The sequence below is a fragment of the Pararhodobacter sp. CCB-MM2 genome (genome assembly GCF_001691415.1).
Lineage (GTDB): Bacteria > Pseudomonadota > Alphaproteobacteria > Rhodobacterales > Rhodobacteraceae > Pararhodobacter.
Map to the genome: position 1 here is coordinate 1 of NZ_LRRR01000035.1, position 26,791 is coordinate 26,791.

Sequence of the window (26,791 nt, forward strand, 5' to 3'; positions counted from 1 at the left end):
AAGGCTCAGATCCAGAGCGGTGCCGCCAACTGACGATGCCGGCAGATACCATACTGTGAGGCTGCTCCCCTCGATGAAGAACAGGCGGTTTCGGTACAGCCACACATCCGACAGTGCGGCGGTATCAACCCCTGACACGGCGATGCTGCTGCGTGCCGTCGCTGCGCCGTCAGCGCTCGCAAAACCGCCCGCCGATGTGATGGTCTCATTGTCGGTGAATGTGCCGGTGATCGCGCCAAGGAACAGCGTTCCCGACGATGGGCCGGATTGCGCAAAGCCGAGGATTTCCGCCGATGCCCCGGAGCTTGCTCCTGTGACTGTTTCCCCGATGGAGAACGGCGTCACCATGCCGTCGAAGCCAAGCCCGTTGATTGCCTCATCCGTCAGCGGCGACCAATTCGCGCCGTCATAGATCAGAGCTGGATCCGCGCCGTTCACAGCGATGAGGTATTCCCCGCCAGAGGTCCCGATCTGCTGTGATGCGAAGTCGCCCGACGTGAGGCCTGACACCACGGGGCTTTCCTGCTTGCCCCATTTGTACTGACCCCAGAGGCCAGAGCCCCAGAACAGGGCGTCATCATTGATCGACGTGGCCGAAGATGCCGAAGTCGAGACGTCGAATATGTTGCCGTCCGTGGCCGCGAACAGCTTGCTGAGCAAGCCGCTCTCGTAGCCCAGCAGGGTCTTCACCGCCGCCGCGACATAGGCATAGGTCAGCGATCCGCCGCGCACCTTGAGCCCGCGCTCGGTCGGCAGGAAGTTTTCCACCCACTCCGCGCCGCCTGCCGCTGCCTGTGCGCCGGGGGGGACCTCGACAAGGCCGCGGATCGGCGCCGGAAGGGACACCGGCATTGCGCGCTGGGGACGGGCCGCTGTTCTCACGGAACGATGCTCCACGGGTATGACATTTTGCCATGGACGGAGCCACGCGAGGATTGCGTGAGGATGCGCGCGCCCTTGTCTCGGTCGATCGCACGCGCAAGCGCCACCTCGGCGTCCATCATCTCTTCGCTGTAATCGAGCGATTTCTGTTTGCGCCATTGCGCCACAAGCATCAGCTCCAGCGTCCGGTCATCCAGACGGAACGTGTCGTCATCGGCGGTGAACGCCGCCTTGGCCGTGCCGCTGCTGTTCTTCACGGCCTCGCTGGAGACATACCAGAACCGAGCATTTTCTCCGCTTGCGAGGGCGGGCTTATGCACGAAGTTGCCGCCGAAGATGCTCCAGACGCCGCAGACCACATCGAAAGCGCGCACGTCGAGATTAAGCCACTCCTCGGGCGATACCTTGGTCAGCGGGGCCTGCCAGCGCGTGCTCCAGACGTTTGAGTCCTTCGGCATGCGCAGGAAGTCGTCGGGGACGGCGTATTCGGTCGTGGTGCCGTCCCCGGTGTGGGTCTCCACTGTCAGAAGATCCTGCCAATCATGGCTGTGGGCGATCTTGTCAGCCGCCTCGATAAGCGCGCGGCGCAGCTCAATCTCCGTCCGATCCGTGGACGAGAACAGCATGGACGGGGTATCAAGTCCGAGCTTGACCGCCGCGTCCTGTGCGATTTGCAGCGCCGTGCGTGCCATTTACGCCGCCTCCGACCGCTTGTCCGCCAGAGCGTTGATCTCCGCAATCAAGCGGGGGCGAGACCATCCATCCGCCTCAACGCCCGCGTCAACCAGCGCATTGCGCAGATCTTCGTCAGACATGCCGGCGAACTGATCCTCGGGGGCCGACTTCTGCGCCTCGACCTGCTTGCGCAGCTTGGTCAACTCGCGCTTGAGAGCCGCAACTTCGGACGTGCCCTTGGCCGCCGTCAGATAGGCCTGCGCACGCTCGACCATATCGCGGGCGCCCATGCCCATGCGCTTGATCAGGCTGTCCGGCATCTGCGCCAGCTGCTCGACCGTATGCACCTTCATGGCCTTGAGCTCGGCCCGTTCGGCTTGGCTCAGGGACGGCATCTCGGCCAGCGGGGTGCCGTTCAGAACCTGGGCGCCATCCTCGGCAAAGGCCTTGTACACCTCCGGGAAGCGCTCGGCATAGGTCACCTGACGACCGAGGTGGGGCACAAAGTGCAGCTCGGAGGCCGGCGCGTGAAGCTCGCGCTTGTTGTCAGCCGGGAACCGGATCTGCACGTATTCTTTCTGGTCGTAGATCGGCCGTCCGGCCTCTTTCGACTTGCGGGGGTTTTCGACCGCCTTGACGTAGAACGCCACGCCGAGGCCGAGATCCGGATTGTCTGCCATCTTTGGTGCCTTTCTGAGAGGATGCGAGGTGGGCAGGGCCATGACAGCCCCGCCCTTTGTCATCAGTTGGTGGCGCCGACCGTGGGATAGGTCAGCACGCCCTCGGCCGTCGCAGCCGCGCCGCCGTTGGCCGTGGTCAGGACCGCGCCCACAATGGTCTTGGTGCCGGTGCCTGCCGCGTCATCCAGCTGCCCCGCCGTGGTGGTCGAGGTGATGACGGCATTCGCGGCGCACGATGCAGCAACGCGGATGTTTGCGGTGCCAAACACCTGCACCCAGCCGTAATCGTTGTCGGCAAAGGCGGCGCCAGCGACACCGATCTGCTGCCCGTAGACAGCCGTGGTGTTCGTGGCGTGAGCCGCCTGCCATGCCTCATCAATGACGACGACATAGCCTGCGCCGGTAATGGCGCCGTCCGCCTGGACGTAGACCCATTCCGAACCGTTGGCGCCCTTCATGCGGGTGCCCAGCTCGAAAGAAGGGTAGACGTTGATGGCGCTGCCGAGGGTTTCCGGGGTGGTGAAGTCCGCCCCGATCGCGTTTTGCCCGATGGACATGATCAGCCCTCCTTAGGCGGTGTAGAGTTTCGACATGTGCAGCGGGTTCTTCAGCGTCAGTTCGCCGTAGAAGCCGATGTGCTGCACAACTGCGTCTTGGTTCACCGGGGTCTGCTTCCCGCCGAACTTCGAGAAGTTCCGGTCCTTGTGGTAGCGGAACGACAGGTGATCGGTGGCGATGAAGTAGGAGATATTGTCCGGCATAGCCGAGCCGATACCGCCCTCCAGCACGATATCCATCGAGCGACCGCCGCCGTAGAAGCGCAGGCTCGGGAAGCCGAGTTGCGCCGCCTTGCCGGTGCCGCCGTCGGTGATGCGCTGGATGTTTTCCGTCGCGCCCTCATAGGCGAGGTAGTGCTTCTGCGAGGCGAGGATCAGATCCGGGCCAGTCTTGGCGCGGGTCGTTTCGATCACGACCTGGTTGTACATCGGCTTGATCACAGCCGAGGTCACGTCCGTCGCAGCGGCAGCGCCGGCATCGACCCACGCGAACGAGGCGACCTCGTAGGCGTTGGTGCGCCAGATCTCGTTCGAGGCCCGGCTGATACCGCCATAGGTGCCGGTCGTGGGGTCTGTCGGGATGGCAAGCTGCAGGCCGCCAATCTGACGACCGCCGTCTGCCGTGCCGTTCGAGTGCAGATCCTCGACAAAGCGGTCCTGCAACTCGCGCTCGGCCGCTTCCATGTGCAGGTCCATGATGTTCATGAGCTGCGCAGTCGAGCCGCTGTTCTGGAGAATGTCCTCCATCGACAGCACGACCGAGACCGCCGCCATTTTCGGCGTGAACTCGGCATCGTTGATCAGCTCGGCGGGCTTGGGGTTGAGGAACTGATACCCGCTGTAGCGCGTGTAAGTCCCGGACTCGTTGTACAGAAGGCGCTCACGGATGGTCGGACCCTCGAAGGTCTTCCACATCCCTTTGCTCTTCATGATCGCCAGAAGGACGTTGCTGTTCGACACGAGGTCTTGATAGCCGGTCGAACGGTCCTCAATGGCGAGCGACAGCGCCTCTTGCAGGCGCTCATTGCTGTTCAGAGCCATTAGCTCATCTCCATTTTGGGGTTATGCGAGGCCAGCGGCACGCATGGCGCGCTGGATGGCCTCAGTTCGGTTTGCGCTTGGCTTCCTCGTGCCGGGGTTTGAGCCCGCAGATGGTGCGCCAGTGACAGAGCGCGCTTGCCGGGTCTGAGCCGGTTGCGCGAGGGGTGGCGGGGTAGGGTCCGCCAGAGCCGGGGCGGGGTTCAGTCGCTCGGCTTTCTCGTAGGCGTCCGATAGGTCCGACGCGTAGCCGGTGGTGATCAGACGCTCGATCTCGGGGGCCAGCTCATCAAAACGGGGACGGCTGGCTGCGAATTGCTGGACCTGCTGCATGACCGAGGCCTGCCGCTGTTGCTCAACGGACTGCGACACCTGGCCAAATTGCTGCTGCATGCCTTGGATCTGCTGCCGAAGCTGCAGGATTTCACTGTCGCGCGGGTCCGCGTTGCCCGGCTGACCGGTGGTGATCATGGCGGCCATCTGCTGCGGCGTCATGCCAAGATTTTGCGCCAGGCTGATCAGCCCACGGCGCGGATCCTGCCGCAGCGTTTGCTCCATCTGCACGTATCGACCGACAACCTCGTGCAGGTTGACCTTGTGGTCCTTGGCCATCTTGAAATACGGCTCAAGCGGCTTCAGAGCCTCATCCTTCTGCGCAATCCCGCGCTCAAGCTCGCGAACGGCCCGGTTGACCTCGGATTTCACCGCGTCCGGCGCGTCTTTCCACGCGGCCTTGGCATCTGCTGAGAAGCGCGAGGGAGCGTCAGGCGCGTTGGCGTTGGGCTTCGGGGCCTCCTTGGCATCCTTCGACGCCTCCGGGGCCTTCTGAGGCTGTTCCGGCTGCTTTTCGGCCTTCTCGGCGGGCTTCTCCGCCTTGGCCTCGGCCTTTTCCTCGGCTTTCGGGTCCGGCTTCGGCGTGGACTGCGACCCGCGCGCCGGCTTGTCGTCGTCGCTGTCCTCGGAGACGGCCTTCATGGCCTTCTCGATGCTGCTGCGGCGCTTCTCAGCCTCCGATTGCGGCTTTTCCTCAGGCTTTTCGGCCTTCGGGGCTTCGGCTTCGTGGGCTTGCTCGTCGGCAATAGGCTCCATTTCCGCCGGGGCGGGTGCCTGCATGTCGTCCATGGGGTATCCTTCTGAGGGATGTGCGTTACGGCGCGCCGAAGCCCGCCTTTGAGAGAGCGCGGCCGACGCTGGCCTGCCGCTTGCGCTTCGCGGCTTCCTTTTCCGCGATCGACGGCTCGGAGCGCTTGTGTTGCACGTCCGATCCGACCTCGATGACCCCGGCGCGGCGGTATTCTTTCCGCATCTCCGACTTGCTGTCGTACATCTTGCCGTTGGTCATGCTCATCAGGTGGGGCTGGCTATCCCCGATCATGTAGGGCGCCTGCGGTTCCATGGCGCGCTCAGCCTGGTTGAGCATCGGCATGCCGTCCTCATCCACGACCCGACCGTTGCGATACCGGAATTTAGCCATCCGTGCCGATCCTCACCGCCCGCTGTTGCTCTCGCTCCAGCTGGATTTCCTCGACGTTCAGAAGCGTCTCGATTTCGGCCTGCTTGGCCTTGAGCGCCTGTTCGTCCTGCTTGATGCCCAGCTCCTGCGCCTTGAGGGCCAGCTCGAACTGCTTGATGGCCGCCTTGGTCTTGGCGTCGTACTGGCGCGTCTGGCTGTCCATGGCCTCGCGCTGAGCCCGCGACGCGATTTCCTGCTGACGAAGCTGCAGCTCGGCCTGCTTGAGCTGGAGCTCAGCTTGACGCGCCTGCATCTCGCCCTGCATCCGCTGGCCTTCCATCTGCATGCGCATCTGTTCTGCCTGAGCCTCGGCCTGCATCTTCATGGCCTCAGGGTCAGGCTTTTGCCCCTGCGCCATCTGTGCAGCCTTGGCTTTCGCGGCCTCGGTGAAGTCATCGATGACCCCGCCCAGATCCCGGCCAGCACGGAAGGCGCCGGCAGTGAAGCGCATCAACTCCGCTGCGAAAGGTGCCGCCTCTGGTGCTTGAGCAATGAGCGGCCCGACCTCGCGCATAAACTTGCTGATTGCGCCAAGGAACTCGATGCGGCTGGCCTTCTCGGCTTCCTCGTTTGGCGCAATGGTGCTGTCCGTCTCGACCTCCAGCACGAAGGGGCGCATGCGCTGCTCTTTCAGAAGCGCGTCGACCTGCTCAACGGTGACTGTTGACGGCGGCACCGGCTGGCCCTGAGCCTGTTGCTGCACCTGTTGCATCGTCGGCAGCATCATGGCGCCCATCGCCATCAGGTCGGTGACTTCGTAGGTCTCCGCGAAAATCTCGGCCTTGATGCGCAGAATGTCTGCCGCGACACGGACCATTTCCCCTTGCCGCTCACGGACGCGGACGCTGCCGTACTGGGCCTTGAGCTGCTGCGCTGTGGCTGTCTCTTGCGCATCGGTGGCCGCGCGCATGATATCCGACAGGCCGGTGATCTCGTAGACGTCTTCGATGAGCTGACGCCGCAGAAGGACAAGCTCACGGATGACCGCCGCGACCTGTTCCACCGGCAGCCAGACGATGGACTGCGACAGGTTCGCCCCGCCGATGGCCGCGAAGTTCGACACGGGGATTAGGATGGCCTTGCTGTCCGTGTTCCGCATGGCGGCCTCGATGGCCTCGCCAACCTCGGACGTGCCGGACGCGTAGAAGCCCTTGAGGCGCAGGCTCTCCGAAAGGCCGCTGATCCGCTCTGTCAGCTCGTTGATTTCATCAACCTGGTCCCGGTAGTAGACGAAGTCAGGGATGGGTTTCAGCGTGCCGCGCTCGACCGTCGAGTAAACCGGCTTTGGGCACGGGAAGAAGCCCTTCACGTCGATCAAGGGCGGCTGGACGTCCAGCACCTCCGACACGCCCTCGGTGACCCAGATCACCTGCCCCTTGTCGTCGGCGTCATCGCCCTTGCACCAGATCTCCCAGACCTCGGCTTTCTTCTCGGTCGCGCGATAGTCGTCATCCCGCTCCCGGCCGATGTACTCGCATGCGGCATCGAGGAAGGCGTCACCGAAGCGGTCACGCCCCTGCTCTCGGGTCAGGTATGCCTTGCGGGCCACCCATCCGACCTCCGGCCACTTCCGCGCCGGGTCGTGCAGGAAGTCCGACCGATCGACGTGAATGCAACGGCCATCGTCCAGCACCCACGGAACGCCGCGACCGCACAGGGCAAGGTCATCGCGCACCATGATCAGCGTCTCGTGCAGGTCGTCGCTTTCCACGTCGAACTGCAACACCCGCTCGATCAACTCCGAGGCCTTGCGGGCCACGTTGCCAAGGTCCGAATGCCGCGGCATGACCACGGGCTGCGGAGCGCGCTGGTAGATCGCCGGGCGAAGCACCTCCATGTTGGCCCAGAAGATCTGGAACTCGCGGTCACCACGGCCCTCGCTCAGGTTCTTCAGGTTGCCGTAGATCCGTTCGATGGAGGCGCACTTGTCGTCATAGACCTGGAACGCCTTGCGGGCGTCTTCCAGCTTGTCCAGCCACGGCTGCGACAGGCTCGGCGCGTCGTCGTCGTCGTAATCGTCCATCAGAGGCGCGTCCGTTTCTGGTGCCGCTCGACCTCAGGCGGGCCTATGTAGACCTGCCCCGGTGCGGGCTTTGCGATTTGCTGGACGCGCTGCACCGCAAGGTCGCGGTAACCCTGCGCGGCGTAGCGCATGGCGTCGGCGCAGTGGCTCGTCCAGTCGTGTCGTGGGCGGGGCTTGAAGGCCTTGGTTTTCTCGTCGAACTCGGTGCGGTACTGACGCAGGGCCTCGATCCCGTCGCGGCACTTGTCGGCGTCGAACCACATGCGGGGGAACAGCTGGCGCACCCCGTTGATGCCGTCATCCACGGCGGCCGGTGGCAGCAGGTGAACCTTTCGACCCATGCCCACCAGCGTCTCCAGCCGGCTGCGTCCCGTGTCGAGGCTGCGCACCTTGGCGTCGTGAGGCACGTAGTCGGTGCCACCGGCATAGCCGCGCGCCTCCAGCTCCCCGACGTAGTGACCCAGTGCCTTGCCGTGGTCCTCGATGTAGTCGATGAGCCGCATCCCCTCGGGACCGGCTTGGAACACCCAGATTGCTGTGCTGTCCCCGATGCCGAGATCCCATGCCGTGTGGATGGGCAGGTCTCGGTCCAGATCAATGCTTGTGACCCGGCCCTCTCGCTCAGCGTCAGCAAGCTGCGATGCGTAGTAGGCGCCGACGATCGCCGCGTCGAAGCTGCACTCGTATTCCTGAGCGTACTGCTCCGCCGACATCATGCGTCGGGCGTCATCCAGCTCCCCGCTGTCAATGAGTCCGCTTTCGCTTGCGCGCAGAACAAGGCTGAACCAATCGGCGGCGTCCTCTGCCAGCCGGTGAACCTCGTAGAAGGCGTTGCGCCCCTTCGGCGTGCCGATGAATGTCGCCCATCCCTTGCGGTCCGACAGGGCCGGGCGGATGACCTCGGACCACGCGCGCGGGTCCATGTCCCCGTTCTCATCGAGGATGCAGCCATCCAGATAGATGCCGCGCATCCGGTCGTAGTTGTCGGCGCCGTAGAGGCGTATCCGCGCGCCATTGTGGGCGAACGTGATGTGAAGCTCGCCCTCATTCGATGCTACGCCGGGAATGCCGGACGTGTACTGCTTGAGGTAAGCCCAAGCCACGTCCTTTGCCTGCGTGTAGAATGGCGCGATGTAGGCGTATCGCGCGTTCGGTGCTGTTGACGAAGCGGCCTTCGCGATCAGGTCTTGGATGCAGGCCACCGTCTTCCCCGCCCGTCGATGCGCGACGATGCAGGACCAGCGGCTCTTGCGAAGGAGGTACGGCCGGAAGGGCTTCCTCGGCACGATCTCCAGATTGACGACGGTCATTCGCCGCCGATGGTAATCCGCAGTTCCAGGACGTCCTTGCTGTCCCCGTTCTGGTCAACGGCCTTGAGCTTCGGAATGACGCGATCCAGCAACGCATTCGCGCTGGCTATCTGCCCCGGCGTCATGATCTCCTCATCCGAAAGCGCGTTTTTTTGCAAACGGTTGATGAGCTGACTTGTCTGGATCTTCTGCTTCACCTCATCCGGGTGAAATAGGTGCTTTCGCTTGGCCATAGCCTATCCACGCCGGTCTGAGCGGTCGCGGTCCCTTGACGGTATTTGGAGAGCACCGAGGTCTGAGCGGGTGCAAAGGAAAACCCCGCGCGGACTACCGGCGGGGTTCGTTCGTCAGGCCTCGCCTGCGATTATGGGAAGTGTGCACCGGATCGTGTTGCCTGTCAACGACTGCGCGCAAGATGCAGGGTCGCGAGCGCCTTTATTGCCAGCGCGCCGGCGCGGGTGGGCGCTGTAGCCTCCTCGCTCCACACCTCGGCCCCGTACCCTTGCAGGTGGCCGCGCAGGGCGTGGCGCTGATCGGGCGGCAGATCCATGAGGGCGGTGAGCCACTCGAACCATACGCGACGGGCGGCCTCGTCTCGCTCGTCTCCCGTGCGCAGATCCACGCGCAGGCTTTGGTCGGTCTGCATGGGCTCTGGAAGCATGGGCAGGGCGGCGGCTTGCGGCGTGGGCGTGATGCTCAGGCATCGGGCGCAGTAATTGGCCCATGAGGCGCAGAGGCCCTGCCAGACGCCCAGCAGTGCGCGCCGATCTTCCGCCCCGGGGCGCATGGCCATGATGCACCGGCCCATGTCTTCGCCTGCCAGAACGTCGCGGGCGTCCTCCACGCTGCAACCGGTGCGCCGGGCCCGAGCGGTCAGGGCCACCACGTCTGCCGCCTCCTTCGGCTCAAGATCCGCGCGGCGGCCCTGTGTAGCGGGCTGTGGTACGCTTCCCCCGCCAGCGAGGGTGATTGCCCGCTTGAGCTTCCGGCGCGCTGCTTTGCTCTTGGCCTTGGTCATGGTGTCCCTCGCGCTTTGTCGCGTCTGTGGTTAGCGGCGGAGGCCAAACCAGGTGAACTGGTCAGCCACGGTGACGGCCTCGATCTGATCGTGGGCGACGTGCATCGGGAAACCCCTATGGTCACTCACCTTGATCTTGGTCAGATCACCGCCGCGCCTGTCGATTTCGATGTCACTGCATGTGAAGGTGATCGCAGCGCCAGACTTCATGTGGAGCGCGCCCCGCAGCCGGTAGAACCTGTCCAGCATCACGCGCCTCCCCTGATGAACTCGGCCAGCTGTCGGGCGGGCTGGGTGGTCATGCCTCACCCCCGTGTGTCTCCAGCCATGAAAGGCCGGCGGGGGTGATGGCGGCTGTCGTAGGCTTGCCGGCAAGCCCGCGCTCCAAGGTCAGCAGGCCCTCGTCTTCCATAGCTCGCATGCGGTGGGTTGTCGGGTTCACAGACTTGCCGTTGGCCTTGGCGATCCCGGTCGAGGTCACATTGCCAGCGGCCACTTGCTGCAGGATGAGGCGGCGAGAGTTGATCGAGCGGGACCGGTTCCCCGCGCTGACCACTCCGGGCCGCGCCCCACCTTGGGGGCGGGCCTTGTGGTCCCATGTCAGGGTGTAGAGGCCCTTGCTCTTGGCTACGGCGACCTCGGTTTGCGCCACGGCCTCAGCGGCCTCGATGCTGGGAATGTGGAAGCTCATGCGGCGTACCCCAGTTTTCCGCGCAGCTCGCGGGCGGTTTCATCCGACAGGGTGCAGCGGGCGAGGACGGTCGCAATCGCGTCTGCCGTGCTGATGATCGGATCTTCGAGAAGGATGATGCTGCGGGCCGATCCCTTGCGGCGGGCGATGCAGCCACGGACCTCAAGGGCGTCGATCAAGCGGGCAATGCTGCTCTTGGAGAGCAAGCCGAGGTCGGCCATCATCTCGTCATAGGTCGGGGGAAAGCCGCGCTCTGCGATGCTGTGGCGGATGCAGGCGAGTGCAGCCCGTTGCTGATCCGTGAGGGCGAGGCTGCTCATGCGGCGTCTCCTTTTGCTGCGGCATAGCCAGCGTCCCATGCCGCGCGCAGGTTGCGGTAATCAGCCCCGGCAGGCAGGAGCCAGGGGAAGGCGAGCGCGATCCATGCTTCGAAGGCGGTCATAGCAGCGGCTCCTGAACAGGCTGAGCAGCAGGCGGCGCGATCAGCAGATCCGGCTGGCGGGTGGCCTCATCGACGCGCTCGCAGGCGATCCGGAAATACTCAGGGTCAAGCTCGATCCCGGTCCCGTTGCGGCCGAGGCGCTGGCAGGCGACAAGGGTGGTGCCGCTTCCCATGAAGGGGTCAAGGATGGTCTCGGCATCAGGGACAAAGCCAAGGCACCACTCCATGAGGGCGACAGGCTTTTGGGTTGGGTGCGAGCGGGCCTTCTCTTTCGCATGAAGCCCACTTCCGTTGTATGTGAACTGCTTTACGGCATCGCCGCTCAGACTGGTCCACGCCAGCTCCCCGTCGCCAAAGCTGGGCATGGTCTGGCACTTGTCCCAGAATAGCCACTTGCCCTGTGCCGGCAAAATGTCAGCGAAAAACTGGCCACCCCAAACGATATGGCACGGCGCCGATGACAGGATCGCCTCAAAAACCTCCGCCGCCGGGCGTGCCGCATCCCATCCGCCCCGAAAGCGGCGCACTTCGACAGCCTCGCCACGCTTTCCACCAAATCCTGATCCACCGACGCCGACGCCCTTGTCGCGCTTGATCCCATAGGGCGGGTCAGTCACCACGGCGTCGAACCTGCCCAGCGTCGGCATGACCTCCCGGCAGTCTCCGAGGATCAGGCGCTGACCGCCGATGCGCTCTTCCTTGATGACGGTCATGCGGCGTCTCCCTCTGTCGAGCCGGTCACGCTGCGATAGCGCGCCATGATCTCGGCCACGGCCTCAGCGCTGGCGGGCTGGCGCTCAGGCTCCCGGCTGGCGGTCATCGCAGCCACATCGGCAGCCTTCTGGCGCCCACGCTCGGCCTTGAGGATGACCACAATGTCGCCCGGCGTCGGGCGGGTGCGGGGATGCTCCCGGTTCCACTTGCGCAGGCCCCAAACGGCTTGCTCTAGCGTCCAGTCCTGCAGCTCGTCGCACCACCACGAAAGCTGCATGGCGCGGATCTCATCCGTCTCGGAGGGCTGGAAATACGCGCTCAGGACGGCGCGAACCTCAGTGCCAAGACGGGTTCGGTGATCGTGGAGTTGCTGCGGCGACAGCGATGATGCGTGCTTCGGCGTCGGCGCGGGGAGCGCGGCGAGCGAACTTGCGGGCGTTGCCGAGCCATGTGCGCCACGCTGCGTCCCAATCTCGGAACCGGGTGTCGTGCGATTGGTGGTAATTGCGGAACCGATGGGCTTCATGGCGGATTTCCTCGTCGGTGAATTGGTGCTTGGTGGCGTCAGCGATGTTTCGGTCGGATGGCGTCCAGTCCTCGGGAAGCTGTCGAAGCGGCTTTCGTCTCGGAGGATCTTCGCCCGCGCTCTCTTCCTGACGGTTCTTGATGGTTCCTGACGGTTCGGGGGACCGGGGAGTCCGGGTTTCCTGCACTGAGGGTCCGGGTTTCGTGCGTTCAGTGTCCGGGGGACATTCGGTCCGGGGGACTTTAGGTCCGGGTTTCACGCGGTACTCGCTGCATCCCCGACGGCCGTTCCCGACCTTCACGGATAGCCATCCAGCGTCCTCAAGACGGCGGATCACGCGGCGGGCGCTGCGCTCCTCGATCCGGGCCTTGGTGGCGATGGAGGCCATGGACGGCCAGCAGAAGCCGTCGTCATCTGCGAAGTCGGCAAGCGCCAGCAGCACCAGCAGCTCGCTCTGGTTGCTCGGCCCATTGGCCCAGACCTCTGTCATCATGCGGATGCTCATTAGAAGGGCACCTCGTCATTGAGGTCATCGGAGCCGCCGTATCCCGAGCCATAGCCCCCAGAGCCGCCCTGAGAGCCGTATGAGCCGCCGTCGTCGTCTCGGCGGTCGCTGCCACGGTCAGAGCCTCCTTGCCGCTCTCCGCCGCCCATGAAGGTCAGTTCCTGCACGTTGATGCCGAGGTAGACCTTGCCGTCATGGGCGCGCGCCGTAGGCCGGCCCTGCACGGTGAGCTTGCTGCCCTTGGTGATGTAGGTTTCGAGGCTCTCGGCCCGCTTGCCCCAGAGGGCGCAGTCGAACCAGGTCGAGTCCCGCTTGTTGCCGTCGCGGTCCTTGCCGTTGTCTACGGCGATCGAGAAGTTCAGGACGGGCTCGCCCGATCCGGTACGGCGAAGCACGGCGTCTTTTCCGACATTGCCGGCGATGATCAGGGTTTGCATGTCAGTTCATCCCCAGCGCGGCTTTGTAGAGGTCGAGGACGGCTTCTTCCTCGGCGATCTCGTCGGGCTTCTTCTTGCGAAGGGCGACGATCTTGCGCAGGGCGGCGGTGTCGTAGCCGCGGCCACGGGCCTCTCCCATGACTTCCTTCTGCTGGTCGGTGATGTCCTTCTTCTCGGCTTCGAGGTGCTCATAGCGCTCGATGAAGCTGCGGATCTCGTCAGCGGTCACGTCATAGGCGGTTGCGGTGTTGCTCATGGGGTCAGTCCTCCTGATCGGTCATTGCTTCGACCCACACCTGAGTGCAGGCGGTGTTTCCCCAGACCTTCGTGACGTGCAGGTCAGCGACTTGGCTGTCGTCTGCCCATGCGATGCGGTTGAGGCCGTCCTTGATGGCCTTGGAAACGTTGTCGCTGTCGGGCTTCTGGGTGTGGGGGCGGTGAAGATGGGCGGCGCGCTTCTTCTTCGGCCAGCTGGCGGCGGGCTCGAAGATGGCGATGATCCGCAGGCGCACGGGGCCGGCGATGGGGCGGGCGAACAGCGGGGCGGCGATGGCGCCAACCTGCTGCTCGAAGGAAACGGTTTCCTTGGGGGTGTAGACGCGGGCGAAGCCACCCTTGGCCGTGGCGCGCGGGCGCTGCTTGGCGAAGGGCTTCCCGGGGATGGTGAACTGGATCTGCGTCACAGGCTCAGGCTCCCTTGCGCAGGCATGCCAGCGTCGCCAGTTCCAGATCGCGCTGGGTCCGGTGGCTGTGATCGCCGCGGGCCTTGCGCTCCAATAGAGCGGCCCTGCGCGCACCAAGCTGACCAGTCGCTTTCAAGCGCTCCGTGGTGCTCTGGGCAGGCCCAGCTTTGGCCTTGCCATAGGTGGCGCAGATCGGCGGGAGCGCGGCGCCCGTGGCATCCGGGTCTGCCGCAGTATTTGCATGGTCCCACATCAGGCCCCTCGCTGGGAAAAGGCCGGGCCCGAAGGCCCAGCGAGTTGCCGCCCGCGCGGGTTGTGTGCGGACGGGGGAGCAGTACGGCGGTTGCCGGGCTTTCCCCGGCGCGTTGCATGGCGTCCTCCTTGGTTGTCGTCGCGGGCTTCATGGCCCCGCGATGTGGCCGAGCAATACAGGTTGAGCGCGGCGGGAAATGCCGGACTGTGGCGCAGGGTCAGCAATGCCCAACCATCAAACCCGCCCGCGCTTTCGGTGGGGCGTTGCATGATGTTGTTGAATGCCGCGCTCGGGGCAGCGTCGAAACGGCGCTGGCCGGAATGCGGGAAAAAGGGGCCGGAGCGCGAAGCCCCGGCCAGTTCCAACAGGAAGGAATCGGGGCACTCGACGGCGCAGCCGCCCCGGTGGCTGTACAGGCCCGCCATGGTGCGGGACGCCGCCGAATAGGTGCCGGGCTTTCCGCCCTCTGCCCGGCAAGAGGTACCAACGCGCGTTTGGCGCGGAGCGGATGCCGATCCCAACCCGGCAATGAGGGTCAGACGACCTGCCAGTCGTCCGAAAGCATGTCGGTCTGCGAGGCCAACCAGCCGATCACCATCGATCCGTCCGCTGCGCGCATGTCGATGTGCGGCAGAAGGTCGATGTTGTGACCGACTTGCGGCTCCAACTCGTTGGCACGATGCTTCGCTGCGTGACCATCGCGCGCCGACGAAGCAGGGAAAGTGCTGCCGGGCGTCAAAGCAATCCACATGCCCTTTCCGTTCCAGCCGGCGCGCGCGACCTTCTTGCCGCTTTTCAGCGCGCGCAATGCGTCTCCAAAGTCCATCATGGTCTTTCCTTTCGGTTACAATTAGGACGCCAGCCCGGCGCGCTGCCGAGGCCGGGCTGGCTAGGCCGCGCACATGGGAGGAGTTGCGCGCGGTTTGGGGGAAGGAGCGGCTCACGATGCCCGCCCAAGATCAACCGTGGGGAGCTTCCGAAGAGGCTTCGTGCTGGCGATCAAGATCTGGTTGGCTGTCTCGGCCAGAACCTCGCATGAGGACGCATCGACCACGCGAAACCCAAGTTCAGCGAGGCGCCACAACTCAGTTGGGCTCATCCACAAGAACAGGCCCTTGGTGCCTCGCGCGGCACACCCGATATGCAGACCGGCGCGATGCGCTTCTGAGACAAGACCTTTGAAGCCCTGCACCTCTTGATAGACAGGAGCTGGCAGCCCAGTACGCCAAGTATCAGTCCAAGTGTGCGAGAAGTCCGGACGCCAAGGCCCCCTGCCGTGACGATCTTGAACCCGGAGGATGGGATCCAGCGCGGTCATCAGCGGACGCCCCCACGCATCGGAATGGCGGCAGCGTCAGGCACCACGTCGAACGCAGGCATGAAGCTCTGGAAGGCCTCAACAGCCTCGCGCCACTCGACAGCAGCCTTGGCCATGTCGGAGGCATTGCCAGAGGCGATGGCGGTCAGAGCGGCGGCTGTGGCCTCTCCGCTTTCCTTCATGGCGCTGGCGAGGCCCTGCATCAGGTCGGGGGCCGGGCCTTCATCGGTCGCCACGCGGCCCTGAAAGATGGCGGTCACCGAGTAGCGCCCGAGGGCATCCTCAAGGGCGATGATGTCGAAAGCCGTCCACGCGCGCTTGTCGTTCATCTTCATGGACAGATCGGAGCGGTGAAAGCTGAGGCGGCTGTCGTCGTCGCCGTGCCAGTCGCAGATGTGCTGCGCCGCCGCTTCTTGGCCGATGCGCTTCACGAGGGCGCGCATCGCAGCGTGGATCTGGTTCTTGGTCACGTTCTGCATGGCAAACTTCGTTTGTTTGGTGTTCGCGATGGAAGCCCCCACCTTTGAAGGAGGGGGTGTTGTGTGATGGGATCAGGAAGCGGCGCGGGACGGGGCGGGCCCGAAGAGATCGGGACGGAGAGACGACCGGCTCACTTGGCCGCCGGTGACGTTGTCGATCTTGGTTGCCATCTCGGCAGAAACCCGGTCGGCCTTCAGCATGTAGCTGACCTGTTGCTGCGAGCATCCCATGGCCTCGGCCAGCTTGACCTGTGAGCCGTGGATGCGGATGGCCTGTTCAATGAGGGTGCGGTGATGCTCGGTCATACTAGTTTTCTAGTGCATTCGCGACGCGAGTGTCAACTAGCAATCTTGTCGTGCGGCCGACAAGGGGTCTGGTATTCTGGCGCTATGACCGTGGCCCAGAAAATCACCGAGTTCCGCAAAGCCAAAGGCCTCTCCCAGAAGGAGTTGGCCGAAGAATCCGGTGTGAGCCAGCAGCTCATCTCTCAGATCGAGCGCGGCATTAATCGGACTACGAAGCACATCCCGGCGCTAGCGCGAGCTTTAGGGCGGACCCTTCAAGAGATCGATCCGACCCTCACTGATGTCATCGAGGGCAAGAGGCTTGCCCCGCCGCCATCGGAGCCTGTGCCACTGATCTCCTGGGTCAGCGCCGGGCAGCTCACTGATCAGCCGGGCATCAGCGACTTCGCCGACTTCCCAACCGTGTATGCGTCAGACCTGCCGCCGGGCCGCTGGATCGCGCTGCGCGTGGACGGCACGTCCATGAACAAGCTGAGCCCGCCTGAGAGCATCGTGATCGTCAACCTTGATGACACGCGGCTGGTGCCGAACCGCTGCTATGTGGTGGCCGACGAAACCGGCGCCGCGACCTACAAGGCCTATGACCCGAAGGCCGAGCCGCAGTTTCAGCCCCGGTCATATGTGCCAACCGATCCGCCGGTATTCGTGGGCGCGGTGCGCGTGATCGGACGGGTCTACCGGACGATGCTGGACATGTGACCGTCCGTGCAGGGCGGTGGTGAAGGGTGATAAAAGCAATGCAAAGATATGCAGTTCTGGCGGCTAGACTTGAGAGGGCTGAGCAAAAGATCGCGATCATGTCCAAGATCCTCGGCATTTTGATAAAGCGCGACACCATCGTTGCAGATGTATCTGTCAAGCTCGGCCAGAAGGACTATACCGCAGCTATGGAGCGTTTGAGGGAGCTTGAAGGGAGCGCACTTGAGGTCGCGTCAGTTGTCGCGGAGTGGTCAGATGACAAAGCCTGAGTTGCACGCTATAGTGAACGAGTACCCTAGAATGATCGATGATGTCCGCAAGATGGGTGGCGGCGGGGGTGGTGGTGACATGCCTGAGGTGATCGCTAAACTGCAGCTCGACCAAGCGGTGTTAGCTGAGCGCGTCAGCAACATGCACGACGATTTCGGTCGTCGCTTCGACGCCACGGATAAGAAGCTCGATGAGATCTCCAAGGGTATAGCGAGTATGGCGCCATCGCTTGCTCGCATCGAGACAGAGATCAAGCACAAGATCGACTACAAATGGCTGGCGCTATCAGTCTTTGCGATCATCATGGTGATGTTGAGGTATGAGATCGTGGAGCTCTTCAACCAGCCCCCTCAGTAGCGCTTATCGCCTCGTTGACACCCTCGCCACATAAACCGGGATGACCCCGAACAGCAAATAGACACGCGTCGCCTTCCGGTAGCGACACCCGAAGCCCTCGATGGTTTCGAACGTCTCCCGAACCTTCAGCATCGTCGCCTCCCCGCCCCGCCTCGCGCGGGGCTTTTTCATGCGCGCCACCACGGCGCTGACCGGGGCAGGTTAGCACAGCTCTCACGCATCGACTAGTTTGCTTGTTTTTCGGATTGACAGGCTCACTAGTTTACTTGTAGCGTCATCCTACACCGCCCGACCGAAGACGCCGCAAGGCAGATCGCCGGGAGAACATGGGAGACAACGCAATGAACCTCGAACTTGAGATCAATGAATTCCTGAGCGACCCGGCGCGCAAGGCGCAGCTCATGGCTGCCGCCATGGAGGCGATGTCGGAGCGCGTGACCCAGCAATTCAAGTGGTCGCTGCCGGACACCATCGCCAAGGAGTGCGATGACTTCATCGTAGAGCATGTGGCCCCGGAAGTGCGTGCCCACCTCCTTGCGAACAAGGGTGCCATCATCACCGCCGCCAAAGAGGCTGCTGACCAGATCGGCGCGAAGATCACCGAGGCGCTGGTTGCGAAGGTGACCGAGAACATGGACCGCAGCTACAAGATGAACGGCATCGTGGAGGGGTTGTTCAAATGACCCGCCCCGACTTCACCGCCCACCCGTACCTCGGCATCATCGCTGCGCATGTGCTGGAGGACTTCCGCTTCGCCATGGCCAAGCCTGTGACGCTGGCCCCCGCAAACACCGACGACAGCACCCCGCCCACGCCTGCCGCGCCTGCTATGCCCGCACCGGGGGCCGCAGCATGAACGCGCCCATCCGCCATTTCTTGGACGCCGGTTCGCTTTACGGCTTGATCCGCGCTGTCTCTAACGAGGCCACGATCCGCCCGCATGGCGCTGAGTACCGCAGCCACGCCGCCGAGGTTCGCCGCGCTGCCCTTTCGCTGGCGTTGGACATTGCCATTCTTGCCGCTGAGGAAGCCGGTGACACGCCGATTGCCAACTTGCTTTCGGACCTCCAGCGGGGCCAGCGCTTCGCCTTGGACCTTGCCAAGAGCAACGACGACGCCATCCGCGACCGCCTCGATGACACCGCGTCAGAGCTGGCTGAGGACGTGGCTCGCATGTTCGAGGCATGGGGCGTTGACTGCCCAGACGCCGCGCCCCTGCCGCATGAGAGCATCGCCCGCGGGTTCAAGCGCATCAACCAGCGCGACGTGCCGAACCTCGCCCACGCCCTGCGCGGGATTGAGCGCAACCCCACCACCGAGGCCGCCGGCAACGCCATCATGGCCGCGATCTACGCCGGAAAGGAAGCCGCATGACCGGAGCCGCCGCCGTTCTCACCGCAAAGGGCCGCGCCATGCTCGCCGCAGGTGACCACATGCCCGAGGCATACGACGCCGAGGATCCGTACCTCGCCACCGTCACCGCAGAGCGCGAGCCGGTGTTCCGCACCACGCGCACCGCGCCGCCTGCCGACCCGCTGGTCGTGGCTGGGCACCTCATCGCCGCCGCCGCCAAGGGCGACCCGCTCAAGGCCAAGGCATACGGGGCCCTGTCGACCTCCATCGCGATCAAGGCGTGCGCCCAATGACCCGAGCGCTTCCCCTCATCATCGCCGCCATCCTCGCAGGCCTACTGCTTGGCATGGCCGTAACCAACGCCATCACCCGCGCGGCATTCGACGCGGTGAACACCCAGGAGATCGGATAATGAACGCCGTGACCAAGCACGATCCGGAACGGGTCGCGTTGACCGGCCTTGAGCTTCTCCGCCAACCGTTCCCAGCTAACCAAATTTCCAAGCTGCCAAAGCCGACGCGAAAGCAAACTGAGGCGGTGCAGAAGGACTTCACGGCTGGCATTAGCTGCAAGCTCTGTGGCGCGTGGCATCATCCCGACGTGGTTCACTTGGATTATGTCGGCCACGCAGCCCTGACTGACCGACTGCTTGACTGCGACCCTGCTTGGAACTGGGAGCCTCTTGCCTTCACTCCCATGGGGACGCCAGCGCTCGATGACAACGGCGGCATGTGGATCAAGCTTACGATCTGTGGCGTTTCTCGCTTTGGCTACGGCCATCCAGACGGGAAACGCGGCGGAGATGCGATCAAGGAAGTGATCGGTGACGCGCTGCGCAATGCTGCCATGCGCTTCGGCGCCGCGCTGGACCTTTGGCACAAGGGCGATCTTCACGGCCACGATGCGGGGCAGGATGAAGCCCCGGGCAAGGATTCCGCAACAGCCGAAGAGCCGGCATTCGACCCGAAGGCCGCGCACGACCGGATCCAGAAGCGCATCGCCAACGCGCCCAGTTTCGAGGCGCTTTCGATCATCTGGGGGGAAGAGGCTGAGACCGTGAAGAAGATCGGCGCTGCTGTGCGTGACCTCGGGGTCGCCATCTACAACGCCCGTGACGCCCGCAAAGCCGACCTCGCCCAGCCCGTCCTCGCAGACGACGAAATCCCCTACTGAGGAGCCCCACCATGACCGACACGAACCCCCGCGCCGTGATGGGCGACAACCTGCCCCCCGATCCCATCGACACGATCAACGCCGCCCATGAGGCCATCCGCGAAGAGGCTGAGAACTGGCTCGACGGCACGCCGGTTGAAAACGAAGCCCAGATGAAGGCCGTGGACGAACTGCGCAAGGGCGCGCGGGCGTGGCGCATGGAACTGGAAGCAGGCGAGAAGTCTGCTGCAGCACCGCTTCACGACGCTTGGAAGGCCGAGAAGGCACGCTGGGCGCCGACCATCGAAGACGCGAAGCGCATCGAGAAGGCCCTTGTCGCCTGCGTCGACACCTTCAAGCGCAAGCTCGCCGCTGAGAAAGCCGCCGCTGAGCGCAAGGCCCGTGCCGAGGCCGAGGCCAAGGTGCGCGCCGCGCAGGAAGCCGCCCGCGCTGCCGACGCTGCGAACATCGAGGCACAGCGCGAAGCCGACCGCCTCCAGCGCGAGGCGGAGGCTGCCCAGCGTGAAGCCGCCCGCGCCAGCAAGGACACCGTGAAAGGCCTGCGCACCCGCGACATGCACGAGATCGAGGACCACCGCGCCGCGCTGAACTGGATCGCCAAGAACGACCGGGACGCCGTGACCGCCTTCATCGATGAATACGTGCGCCGGAACTTCCGCGACAAGCCCATCGCAGGCGTGCGCGTGTGGAAGGAGAAGGTCGCCGCATGAGCCGCATCGACGCCAAGGCCCGCGCCCTGATCAAGCGGGCCGTCTACCAAGCCAAGTACGAGCACGAGGCCCTTGCGGTGGACTTCACCGCCGCAGGGCTGGTTGCAGACGGCGAGGGGGATGCAGAGGCCAAGCGCGCCGCGCAGAAGGCGTGGGATGACGTGTTCAAGGTCTGGGGGGCTGCGTGATGGGATACGACCGCGCCCCCGATATTCTGGTGCAGAAGTGCCCTGACGGCTGGAAGCCCTACGGCGTCCACAGCCCGGCCATGATCGACGATCTGCTGATCGGTCAGGTGGCCAAGCTGATCCCGCGCAAGGGCCGCAGCCTGCCGCGCAACGCCGCTTACTGGGCGGGCCTGCAAGCCGCCGTCGCTGCGACTGACGCATGGCCCACGGCAAGCCACCTGCACGCCGACCTCAAGCGCCTCACCGGCTACGTGGACGTCTACCACAACCCGCTGACCGGTCGCGACGAGATCCGCCCGCAGTCCACCGCGTTCGACAAGATGAGCGAGGCCGAGTTCGCCGCGTTCTTCCGGCTGGCACAGCTGAAATTCACCGAGCGCATGGGCTTCGATGCCTGGGCGCGGGAGGGCCATGAATGACCCGCCGCCGCTCCGAGTTCCCCGCCAAGATCCGCGTTGCTGCGTTCGAGCGTGCCAAGGGATGCTGCGAGCAATGCGGCGTCTCCATCCGCCCCGGCAACGGCCCCGAATACGATCACCGCATCCCGGATGCCCTCGGCGGCGAGCCCACGCTCGAGAACTGCGACGTTCTCTGCCGCTCCTGTCACGGCGCGAAGACCGCCAAGGAAGACGTGCCCCGCATCGCCAAGGCCAAGCGCGTCCAGCGCGGCCACATCAACGCCCGGCCCAAGCCTGTCCACCGTCTGCCCGGCTCCAAGGGCTCCGGCTGGCGCAAGCCCATCAATGCCCCGGCCTACCGGGTGAAGGAGTGACCCCATGAACCAGCCCCTCCGCGTCCTGATCGGCTGCGAAACGTCAGGCGTCATGCGCCGCGCCTTCGCCCGCCTCGGCCATGACGTGTGGTCCTGTGACCTTCTGCCGGCAGAGGATGGGAGCAACCGCCATATCCGCGGCGACGTGCGCGACATTCTGGCCGATGGCTGGGATCTGCTCATGGTGTGTCACCCGCCCTGCACGCGCCTTTGCAACAGCGGCGTGCGCTGGCTGACCACCCCTCCGCCGGGCCGCACGCGCGATGAAATGTGGGCCGAGCTGGACGAGGGCGCCGCGCTGTTCTCGGCCTGCTGGAAAGCGCCGATCGAGCGGGTGGCACTGGAGAACCCGGTGATGCATGGCCACGCCCGGGCCCGCCTGCCGGCTGATCTGCCCAAGCCGCAGATTGTGCAGCCGTGGTGGTTCGGAGAGCCGTTCTTCAAGGCGACCGGGCTTTACCTGCGCGGCCTGCCTCGCCTGACCGCGACCGACAAGCTGACCCCGCCGAAGCCCGGCACCGAGGCCCACAAGGCGTGGTCCGCGATCCACCGCGCGCCGCCGGGCCCTGATCGCTGGAAGTTCCGCAGCCGCACCTTCGAGGGCGTTGCCGCAGCCTGCGCCCAGCAATGGGCCGGTAACGCCGCCCACCTCACCCCCGCCGAACAGGAGGCCCGCCATGCCCGGTGACAGATCGTCCATCCGCTATTTGGCGGCGATGTTCGCGGCCCAGCAGGCAATTCCGCACCTCGCCCTGCACCTTCTGCCGAGCCAGCCAATCATCGACACGGCGAAACCCTCCCATGCCAAGCGCGCCAAGGTGAAGGCCGCTCGCAAGCAGAACCGGAGCCGAAAATGACCCGCTGCCACCACACCGAACTGCTGGCCCGGCTCTGCGACGAGCCCGACGCCATCGGCACCACCCCCGGAGAGACCTGCAACCGGGTCCATGAGCCCGACGAGGACGCCCCTCGCGGATACCGGCCCCGGCCCTGTGCTGGGGAGATGATAGACAGCGACGGCGTGTCCGTCTGTGACACCTGCGGAGAGAACAATGACCACTGAAATCAAGATCGACATGGCCAACATGCCCCCGCTGCCGCCCGAGGCATTTGACCCGATCAAGGACGCGATGATCGAGGCCCTGACCAAAGGTGGTGCCGAATGGCGTGAACGTGCTCTGGTTGCCGAAGCCCAAGCCGCCGACGCCGCCGCCCGCATCGAGGCCCTTGAGCGCGAGCTTGCCGAGGCGAACGCGGATGCAGAGCGGTTGGCTGGCCTCTTGGACAAAGCGATCAACGGCATCTGGATAGACGGCCATTTTGATCAGGCTAAGACCGCCCTCGCCGCCCACCGCGCCCGCACGGAGGGGAAGGCCAATGGCTGACGGTGATCTGGATGACCCGACCGACTACGGCTCGATCGTGCGCGACAACCTGATGAAGCGGCCCGGTTACATGCCCTATTGCGGTAACGAGCACTTCGTCCGGCTACGCTTCGACGGGCAGCAGTTCATCTGCTTCTGTGGCTATCGCACCGAGTTCCCCGCCGACTTCATCGCTGGCTACAAAGCCCGCTGGCACGGAGACCAATCATGACCGTTGACCTGACCCCAGAGGCACTGGATGCCCTGAACAAGAGCCTGAGAAAGATCGGCGGGCATGGGTTCCCCAATTGGGCAGACGATGCAGCCGACGCCATCACCGCCCTGCGCGCCGAGAACGAGGCGCTGCAACGCTATGTCGATACGTACCGCAAGCACGCCCAGAATACCATCGAAGCAGAAGCCCGAGCCACCGCCGCCGAGGCCGCGCTTGCCGCCGCTATGGAAGGGGCGGTGAGGGTGCGCGGCTTGGAATGGGCCGGCAAATATCGACCGATGGCAACGCCTGAGCCGTACCAGATATGGCCCGACAATGGGGCGTCCGGCGCACCAGATGACCCGTTTGAATCATACCGAAACTACATGCTTTACAGCCCGCATATGATGGTGATCGGTGAGTTTGATACCATTGAAGAGGCCAAAGAAGCGGCGCAGGTCGACTATGGATACCGCATCCTCGCCGCCCTCGAACCCAACCCCGCCGCACAGGACCGGGAAGCGCTGATCGCGGCGACGTTGGAGATGGCGGAAAGCGTAGCCATTAACGCAGGTCCGTCATACTATATGATCCAAACTGGAACCGGATTTCAGAAGACGCACACAAATGGCGGGGCCTTCGCGTTTCGTACTGACATCAGTGACGCCATTCGCGCCCTCGCCACCCAGCCCCAGACAGACGCCCTCGCAGCCCGTGACGCAAAGATGCGGGCCGAGGGGATGAGAATGGCGGCTGAGATTGCGGGAGGCATTGGGCGCCCTGTCGGGGCCGGAGACGGCGACACGTATGTCCCCGGAACAAGTGGTGAAGCACAACGCGCCATCCTCGCCGCAGCACAGAAGGAGGCCTGGGAATGATCAACCTCGTCTTCATGAACGCAGACGCCACACCGAAGAATACGGCCATCCGGTGCGATGCAGCCTCGGTCCCGAACATCATGGCGTGGTATGCCGCTTTCTGCGGCGGGGATCGTTACACGGTCGCAGCGAACGGGCGCGATGTGGCGATGGACATGAACGGATGCCCGACGCTGGCCGCCCTGCGCAAGATAGAGGGGGAAGAGGGATGACAGCACGCGCGACCTTCGAGGGGGCCGAGCCAGCGCGCCCCTTCACCCCAGAAGAGCTTGCGATCCGATGGCAATGCAGTGCAGAGACCGTCCGCGCCATGGTGCGCGATGGCCGGTTGCCTGCCTTCCGTGCCGGGCGCATGATGCGGATTCCAGTGCAAACCGTGGAGGACTTCGAATGCGGGACTATCGCCTCGGGCGCCTCAACGGGCGCTGGGTCGTCATGTGGGATGAAGACGGAAAGCGCCGACGCTTTCGTCTTTCGGCTGACACGCGGAAAGAAGCCGAGCGAGAAGCGCGCGACAAAATCCTGACCATCCAGGCGCCCGCCGCCGGCATGACGGTTGCCCAGATCTGGCACGCGTACAAGGCTGAGATGGGAGAGCGCCGGCAAGCGTCGAAGCTGGATCAGGTCGGGCGCAATGTCCTGCCAGAGCTTGGCCACCTGTCTGCCGAAGCGGTTTCGCCGGATGACTGCCGGGCCTATGTCGCCGGACGGCGCGAGGAAGGGCGCAAGGATGCGACGATCCGAACCGAGATGGGATGCCTGCGCGCCGCGGTTCTATGGGCCGAGCGGGCGAAGCTGATCAAGAAGGCCCCGGCCATCGAGATGCCGCCAGCCGGCCAGCCGCGCGAGCGCTACCTGTCGCGTGATGAGTTCGCCGCGCTTCTGGCGGGGGCGCAAGATCCGCACATCCGCCTCGCACTGCTGCTGATGCTTACGACCGCCGGGCGGATCGGCGCCTTGCTGGAATTGGAATGGCGGCAGGTCGATCTGGATCGCCGCATCATCCGTCTGGCCAAGGGCGAGATCGGGCCGAAGAAGGGCAGGGCGACGGTTCCGATCAATGACACGCTGATGGCTGCTCTGACCGCCGCGCGCGAGGCTGCGGTCTCGGATTATGTGATTGAGTGGGGCGGTCGGCCGGTCGGGTCCATCAAGACCGGCTTCAATGCCGCCGTGACGCGCGCCGGGATCGAGCATTGCACGCCACACGACATTCGCCGCACCGCTGGCCGCTTCATGGTCGAGAACGGCGTCCCCATCGAAGAGGTCGCTCAGTTCCTCGGCCATACGAATCCGGCGGTGACTCGCTCGACCTATGCGAAATTCAGCCCGGAGTTTCTGCGTCAGGCCGCAGGTTCACTGGAGCTTGCCGGACCCGTTTTGGTTCAACGGACCAGAAAGCGACCGGCAAAGAAGCCTTAGGAGGTTGATTCGCAGGGGTAAAACAAGTACATTCGGGGAACGTTCTGGCTGCAACCGGAACGCCCCCTAACCATCATCCTGTAGTGAGGAATCATGGCTGAATACCCCTATACCGTCACCGCCCGGTTTTGGTCAAAGGTGAACGTGCCCGCGAACAAAATGGTTCATCGCATGTGCTGGCCGTGGACTGGATCGACCGCCAAAGGATATGGCCAACTTTGGGTCGGCAAGACCAATGTGCGCGCCCACCGCCTTGCTTATGAAATCGCAAACGGCCCTGTGCCGGTTGATCTCATGGTGCGCCATAAATGCGACAATCCGCTTTGCTGCAATCCGGCCCACCTTGAGGTTGGAACTCACGAAGAGAACATGCGGGACAAAGCGGTTCGGGGGCGCGCATATCGCGGCGGGCCGAAGAAAATGGTTCAATGAACCAGAGAGAAAACCCCAAACCCGCTCCGATTCCCCTGTTTATATTGGTGGTCCCGGAGGGACTCGAACCCCCAACCGTCCCCTTAGGAGGGGGTAGTGCCCCACGCAGAATAAGGGGGAATGCGCCGAAAAAGCACTCCCTGCGCAGACCTGATGCCGGTCTAAACAGAGAACACCCGTCAAAACAGGTTCAACGAACCAAAGAGCAAACCCCAAACTGACATTCACCCGCGCCCGTGTGGCGCCTTCCAAGGAGATGACGACATGAAGACCGAGAGCGAATTGAAGGCTATCGAAGATGGTATGGCGCGGAGCCTTTTGCGGGCCCTGCTCAATGGCACCGACATGCCTGCGGCCGATCTTCTCGACGCAATCCGCAAGGGCGTTGAGGAGGGAATCTATCGGGCCGCAATGCACGGCGCATTTGACGGGGTGAAGACTGAATGACCGCCATCGACCTCAGCGCCACCCGCAAGGCAAAGCACCTCGCCAAGGCCCGCCGCGATCAGCACCTGATCGGGCTGGATGACTTCACCGACGCGGAGTTGATCGGCGGGGCCTTCTGCGATGGGATCGACCACGGCGTTGAGCCTCTGGCGCTGCACGCGGCCTACTTCGCGTCATCTGGTGCGGCGGACTTCGAAGCGCGCGTCTGGGCCGAGATATACGCCCTTCCAGAGCATGAGCGCCGCGTGTCCTATGAGTGGCAAGAGATCGGCAACGACGACGCACCGCCTACCCCCTAGACGCCCGCCACCCTCGCCCCTACATCCCGGCGCATGACACGCGGCGGGATCATCATCAGGACGGAATGCGAGTGCGGACACCATGCCGTGCTGACGGCTGAGATGCTGGGGGAAGACCCGGCAACGTTCATGGACTTCGACCGCCTGCGGTGCGCGCGGTGCA

50 protein-coding genes are annotated in these 26,791 nt (G+C 64.3%); 25 read left to right on the forward strand and 25 right to left on the reverse strand.

Features of this window, described 5'->3' with window-relative positions:
* From BCY78_RS21240 to BCY78_RS21355, 25 genes are all read right to left on the reverse strand, one after another.
* A partial coding sequence (locus BCY78_RS21240; RefSeq protein ID WP_199523187.1) for a hypothetical protein occupies positions 1-852 on the reverse strand: 852 nt, incomplete at its 3' end.
* Positions 853-878: 26 nt separating this feature from the next.
* Positions 879-1,574: a hypothetical protein gene (locus tag BCY78_RS21245; RefSeq protein ID WP_068305819.1), complete on the reverse strand. Its 696-nt coding sequence runs from the start codon at positions 1,572-1,574 to the stop codon at positions 879-881.
* Positions 1,575-2,279 (reverse strand): hypothetical protein, encoded by a 705-nt coding sequence (locus tag BCY78_RS21250; protein WP_158515977.1) that lies wholly within the window; start codon positions 2,277-2,279, stop codon positions 1,575-1,577. It abuts the gene before it with no gap.
* Between the two features lie 20 nt (positions 2,280-2,299).
* Entirely contained in the window at positions 2,300-2,794 is a 495-nt protein-coding gene (locus BCY78_RS21255; RefSeq protein WP_068305823.1) for a hypothetical protein, read from the reverse strand.
* Positions 2,795-2,806: 12 nt separating this feature from the next.
* Positions 2,807-3,835 (reverse strand): phage major capsid protein, encoded by a 1,029-nt coding sequence (locus tag BCY78_RS21260; protein ID WP_083195213.1) that lies wholly within the window; start codon positions 3,833-3,835, stop codon positions 2,807-2,809.
* A gap of 21 nt (positions 3,836-3,856) precedes the next feature.
* On the reverse strand, positions 3,857-4,954 hold the full coding sequence (locus BCY78_RS21265) for a hypothetical protein (protein ID WP_068305825.1): 1,098 nt from the start codon (positions 4,952-4,954) through the stop codon (positions 3,857-3,859).
* Between the two features lie 25 nt (positions 4,955-4,979).
* On the reverse strand, positions 4,980-5,258 hold the full coding sequence (locus BCY78_RS21270) for a hypothetical protein (protein ID WP_139103257.1): 279 nt from the start codon (positions 5,256-5,258) through the stop codon (positions 4,980-4,982).
* 40 nt (positions 5,259-5,298) lie between these two features.
* Positions 5,299-7,368 carry a hypothetical protein gene (locus BCY78_RS21275; RefSeq protein WP_068305829.1) on the reverse strand — a complete coding sequence of 690 codons (2,070 nt, stop codon included), beginning with the start codon at positions 7,366-7,368 and terminating at the stop codon, positions 5,299-5,301.
* Positions 7,368-8,678: a hypothetical protein gene (locus BCY78_RS21280; RefSeq protein WP_068305831.1), complete on the reverse strand. Its 1,311-nt coding sequence runs from the start codon at positions 8,676-8,678 to the stop codon at positions 7,368-7,370. The genes BCY78_RS21275 and BCY78_RS21280 overlap by 1 nt, the downstream gene beginning before the upstream one ends.
* Positions 8,675-8,911 (reverse strand): hypothetical protein, encoded by a 237-nt coding sequence (locus BCY78_RS21285; RefSeq protein ID WP_068305833.1) that lies wholly within the window; start codon positions 8,909-8,911, stop codon positions 8,675-8,677. The genes BCY78_RS21280 and BCY78_RS21285 overlap by 4 nt, the downstream gene beginning before the upstream one ends.
* Before the next feature lie 164 nt (positions 8,912-9,075).
* Positions 9,076-9,696 carry a hypothetical protein gene (locus tag BCY78_RS21290; protein WP_068305835.1) on the reverse strand — a complete coding sequence of 207 codons (621 nt, stop codon included), beginning with the start codon at positions 9,694-9,696 and terminating at the stop codon, positions 9,076-9,078.
* Between the two features lie 30 nt (positions 9,697-9,726).
* Positions 9,727-9,945: a hypothetical protein gene (locus BCY78_RS21295; RefSeq protein ID WP_068305837.1), complete on the reverse strand. Its 219-nt coding sequence runs from the start codon at positions 9,943-9,945 to the stop codon at positions 9,727-9,729.
* Positions 9,946-9,994: 49 nt separating this feature from the next.
* A complete protein-coding gene (locus BCY78_RS21300; RefSeq protein WP_068305839.1) occupies positions 9,995-10,387 on the reverse strand; it encodes a hypothetical protein in 393 nt (130 codons plus the stop codon).
* Positions 10,384-10,707, reverse strand: a complete 324-nt coding sequence (locus BCY78_RS21305; protein ID WP_068305841.1) for a LexA family transcriptional regulator — start codon at positions 10,705-10,707, stop codon at positions 10,384-10,386. Before BCY78_RS21305 ends, BCY78_RS21300 begins: the two co-directional genes overlap by 4 nt.
* Positions 10,704-10,829, reverse strand: a complete 126-nt coding sequence (locus tag BCY78_RS26235) for a hypothetical protein (protein ID WP_255403210.1) — start codon at positions 10,827-10,829, stop codon at positions 10,704-10,706. Before BCY78_RS26235 ends, BCY78_RS21305 begins: the two co-directional genes overlap by 4 nt.
* Positions 10,826-11,542 (reverse strand): DNA methyltransferase, encoded by a 717-nt coding sequence (locus tag BCY78_RS21310; protein WP_068305843.1) that lies wholly within the window; start codon positions 11,540-11,542, stop codon positions 10,826-10,828. Before BCY78_RS21310 ends, BCY78_RS26235 begins: the two co-directional genes overlap by 4 nt.
* Positions 11,539-11,820, reverse strand: coding sequence for a hypothetical protein (locus BCY78_RS24865; RefSeq protein ID WP_083195215.1), 282 nt, complete (start codon positions 11,818-11,820; stop codon positions 11,539-11,541). Before BCY78_RS24865 ends, BCY78_RS21310 begins: the two co-directional genes overlap by 4 nt.
* A gap of 58 nt (positions 11,821-11,878) precedes the next feature.
* The gene (locus BCY78_RS24870; protein WP_083195216.1) at positions 11,879-12,574 is read right to left on the reverse strand and encodes a helix-turn-helix domain-containing protein; all 696 of its coding nucleotides are present in this window, start codon (positions 12,572-12,574) and stop codon (positions 11,879-11,881) included.
* On the reverse strand, positions 12,574-13,011 hold the full coding sequence (locus BCY78_RS21320) for a single-stranded DNA-binding protein (protein WP_068305848.1): 438 nt from the start codon (positions 13,009-13,011) through the stop codon (positions 12,574-12,576). The genes BCY78_RS24870 and BCY78_RS21320 overlap by 1 nt, the downstream gene beginning before the upstream one ends.
* A gap of 1 nt (position 13,012) precedes the next feature.
* A complete protein-coding gene (locus BCY78_RS21325; protein ID WP_068305850.1) occupies positions 13,013-13,267 on the reverse strand; it encodes a DUF2312 domain-containing protein in 255 nt (84 codons plus the stop codon).
* A gap of 4 nt (positions 13,268-13,271) precedes the next feature.
* The gene (locus BCY78_RS21330) at positions 13,272-13,694 is read right to left on the reverse strand and encodes a RusA family crossover junction endodeoxyribonuclease (protein WP_068305852.1); all 423 of its coding nucleotides are present in this window, start codon (positions 13,692-13,694) and stop codon (positions 13,272-13,274) included.
* A 4-nt stretch (positions 13,695-13,698) separates the two neighbouring features.
* Positions 13,699-13,947: a hypothetical protein gene (locus BCY78_RS25680; protein ID WP_068305855.1), complete on the reverse strand. Its 249-nt coding sequence runs from the start codon at positions 13,945-13,947 to the stop codon at positions 13,699-13,701.
* A 535-nt stretch (positions 13,948-14,482) separates the two neighbouring features.
* Positions 14,483-14,776, reverse strand: a complete 294-nt coding sequence (locus BCY78_RS21340) for a DUF2829 domain-containing protein (protein WP_199523188.1) — start codon at positions 14,774-14,776, stop codon at positions 14,483-14,485.
* Between the two features lie 488 nt (positions 14,777-15,264).
* A complete protein-coding gene (locus BCY78_RS21350; RefSeq protein ID WP_068305858.1) occupies positions 15,265-15,744 on the reverse strand; it encodes a hypothetical protein in 480 nt (159 codons plus the stop codon).
* A 72-nt stretch (positions 15,745-15,816) separates the two neighbouring features.
* A complete protein-coding gene (locus BCY78_RS21355) occupies positions 15,817-16,050 on the reverse strand; it encodes a YdaS family helix-turn-helix protein (protein ID WP_068305859.1) in 234 nt (77 codons plus the stop codon).
* A gap of 84 nt (positions 16,051-16,134) precedes the next feature.
* On the opposite strand from BCY78_RS21355, the gene BCY78_RS21360 reads away from it, so the two are divergent.
* From BCY78_RS21360 to BCY78_RS21465, 25 genes are all read left to right on the forward strand, one after another.
* Positions 16,135-16,749 carry a LexA family transcriptional regulator gene (locus tag BCY78_RS21360; protein WP_068305861.1) on the forward strand — a complete coding sequence of 205 codons (615 nt, stop codon included), beginning with the start codon at positions 16,135-16,137 and terminating at the stop codon, positions 16,747-16,749.
* A gap of 98 nt (positions 16,750-16,847) precedes the next feature.
* Positions 16,848-17,018 (forward strand): hypothetical protein, encoded by a 171-nt coding sequence (locus tag BCY78_RS25685; RefSeq protein WP_158515978.1) that lies wholly within the window; start codon positions 16,848-16,850, stop codon positions 17,016-17,018.
* A 31-nt stretch (positions 17,019-17,049) separates the two neighbouring features.
* Positions 17,050-17,376, forward strand: coding sequence for a hypothetical protein (locus BCY78_RS21370; protein WP_139103258.1), 327 nt, complete (start codon positions 17,050-17,052; stop codon positions 17,374-17,376).
* Positions 17,377-17,717: 341 nt separating this feature from the next.
* Positions 17,718-18,059: a hypothetical protein gene (locus tag BCY78_RS21375; RefSeq protein WP_068305866.1), complete on the forward strand. Its 342-nt coding sequence runs from the start codon at positions 17,718-17,720 to the stop codon at positions 18,057-18,059.
* Positions 18,056-18,232, forward strand: a complete 177-nt coding sequence (locus tag BCY78_RS25690; RefSeq protein WP_158515979.1) for a hypothetical protein — start codon at positions 18,056-18,058, stop codon at positions 18,230-18,232. The genes BCY78_RS21375 and BCY78_RS25690 overlap by 4 nt, the downstream gene beginning before the upstream one ends.
* Complete coding sequence (locus tag BCY78_RS21380; protein WP_068305868.1) at positions 18,229-18,750, forward strand: hypothetical protein; 522 nt, start codon at positions 18,229-18,231, stop codon at positions 18,748-18,750. Before BCY78_RS25690 ends, BCY78_RS21380 begins: the two co-directional genes overlap by 4 nt.
* The gene (locus BCY78_RS21385; protein ID WP_068305870.1) at positions 18,747-19,022 is read left to right on the forward strand and encodes a hypothetical protein; all 276 of its coding nucleotides are present in this window, start codon (positions 18,747-18,749) and stop codon (positions 19,020-19,022) included. Before BCY78_RS21380 ends, BCY78_RS21385 begins: the two co-directional genes overlap by 4 nt.
* Positions 19,019-19,141 carry a hypothetical protein gene (locus tag BCY78_RS26240; RefSeq protein ID WP_255403211.1) on the forward strand — a complete coding sequence of 41 codons (123 nt, stop codon included), beginning with the start codon at positions 19,019-19,021 and terminating at the stop codon, positions 19,139-19,141. Before BCY78_RS21385 ends, BCY78_RS26240 begins: the two co-directional genes overlap by 4 nt.
* Complete coding sequence (locus BCY78_RS21390; protein ID WP_068305872.1) at positions 19,141-19,902, forward strand: hypothetical protein; 762 nt, start codon at positions 19,141-19,143, stop codon at positions 19,900-19,902. Before BCY78_RS26240 ends, BCY78_RS21390 begins: the two co-directional genes overlap by 1 nt.
* A gap of 11 nt (positions 19,903-19,913) precedes the next feature.
* Positions 19,914-20,612 carry a hypothetical protein gene (locus BCY78_RS21395; RefSeq protein WP_068305875.1) on the forward strand — a complete coding sequence of 233 codons (699 nt, stop codon included), beginning with the start codon at positions 19,914-19,916 and terminating at the stop codon, positions 20,610-20,612.
* A complete protein-coding gene (locus BCY78_RS21400; RefSeq protein ID WP_068305877.1) occupies positions 20,609-20,800 on the forward strand; it encodes a hypothetical protein in 192 nt (63 codons plus the stop codon). Before BCY78_RS21395 ends, BCY78_RS21400 begins: the two co-directional genes overlap by 4 nt.
* Complete coding sequence (locus tag BCY78_RS21405; RefSeq protein ID WP_068305879.1) at positions 20,800-21,219, forward strand: hypothetical protein; 420 nt, start codon at positions 20,800-20,802, stop codon at positions 21,217-21,219. The genes BCY78_RS21400 and BCY78_RS21405 overlap by 1 nt, the downstream gene beginning before the upstream one ends.
* A complete protein-coding gene (locus tag BCY78_RS21410; protein ID WP_068305881.1) occupies positions 21,216-21,572 on the forward strand; it encodes an HNH endonuclease in 357 nt (118 codons plus the stop codon). Before BCY78_RS21405 ends, BCY78_RS21410 begins: the two co-directional genes overlap by 4 nt.
* 4 nt (positions 21,573-21,576) lie before the next feature.
* Positions 21,577-22,260 carry a hypothetical protein gene (locus tag BCY78_RS21415; RefSeq protein WP_068305883.1) on the forward strand — a complete coding sequence of 228 codons (684 nt, stop codon included), beginning with the start codon at positions 21,577-21,579 and terminating at the stop codon, positions 22,258-22,260.
* Complete coding sequence (locus BCY78_RS21420) at positions 22,250-22,429, forward strand: hypothetical protein (RefSeq protein ID WP_068305885.1); 180 nt, start codon at positions 22,250-22,252, stop codon at positions 22,427-22,429. The genes BCY78_RS21415 and BCY78_RS21420 overlap by 11 nt, the downstream gene beginning before the upstream one ends.
* Positions 22,426-22,635, forward strand: a complete 210-nt coding sequence (locus tag BCY78_RS21425) for a hypothetical protein (RefSeq protein WP_068305887.1) — start codon at positions 22,426-22,428, stop codon at positions 22,633-22,635. Before BCY78_RS21420 ends, BCY78_RS21425 begins: the two co-directional genes overlap by 4 nt.
* Entirely contained in the window at positions 22,625-22,957 is a 333-nt protein-coding gene (locus BCY78_RS21430; RefSeq protein ID WP_068305889.1) for a hypothetical protein, read from the forward strand. Before BCY78_RS21425 ends, BCY78_RS21430 begins: the two co-directional genes overlap by 11 nt.
* Complete coding sequence (locus BCY78_RS21435) at positions 22,950-23,168, forward strand: hypothetical protein (protein ID WP_068305891.1); 219 nt, start codon at positions 22,950-22,952, stop codon at positions 23,166-23,168. The genes BCY78_RS21430 and BCY78_RS21435 overlap by 8 nt, the downstream gene beginning before the upstream one ends.
* Positions 23,165-24,028, forward strand: coding sequence for a hypothetical protein (locus tag BCY78_RS21440; protein ID WP_068305893.1), 864 nt, complete (start codon positions 23,165-23,167; stop codon positions 24,026-24,028). The genes BCY78_RS21435 and BCY78_RS21440 overlap by 4 nt, the downstream gene beginning before the upstream one ends.
* A complete protein-coding gene (locus tag BCY78_RS25695) occupies positions 24,025-24,240 on the forward strand; it encodes a hypothetical protein (RefSeq protein ID WP_068305895.1) in 216 nt (71 codons plus the stop codon). The genes BCY78_RS21440 and BCY78_RS25695 overlap by 4 nt, the downstream gene beginning before the upstream one ends.
* Entirely contained in the window at positions 24,237-24,554 is a 318-nt protein-coding gene (locus BCY78_RS26330; protein ID WP_158515980.1) for a helix-turn-helix domain-containing protein, read from the forward strand. Before BCY78_RS25695 ends, BCY78_RS26330 begins: the two co-directional genes overlap by 4 nt.
* Entirely contained in the window at positions 24,464-25,450 is a 987-nt protein-coding gene (locus tag BCY78_RS21450) for a tyrosine-type recombinase/integrase (RefSeq protein ID WP_369808717.1), read from the forward strand. The genes BCY78_RS26330 and BCY78_RS21450 overlap by 91 nt, the downstream gene beginning before the upstream one ends.
* A 93-nt stretch (positions 25,451-25,543) precedes the next feature.
* On the forward strand, positions 25,544-25,882 hold the full coding sequence (locus BCY78_RS24880; RefSeq protein ID WP_083195220.1) for an HNH endonuclease signature motif containing protein: 339 nt from the start codon (positions 25,544-25,546) through the stop codon (positions 25,880-25,882).
* 264 nt (positions 25,883-26,146) lie between these two features.
* Positions 26,147-26,329 carry a hypothetical protein gene (locus BCY78_RS21460; protein ID WP_068305897.1) on the forward strand — a complete coding sequence of 61 codons (183 nt, stop codon included), beginning with the start codon at positions 26,147-26,149 and terminating at the stop codon, positions 26,327-26,329.
* Positions 26,326-26,628, forward strand: a complete 303-nt coding sequence (locus BCY78_RS21465; protein ID WP_068305901.1) for a hypothetical protein — start codon at positions 26,326-26,328, stop codon at positions 26,626-26,628. The genes BCY78_RS21460 and BCY78_RS21465 overlap by 4 nt, the downstream gene beginning before the upstream one ends.
* Positions 26,629-26,791 lie beyond the last annotated feature (163 nt).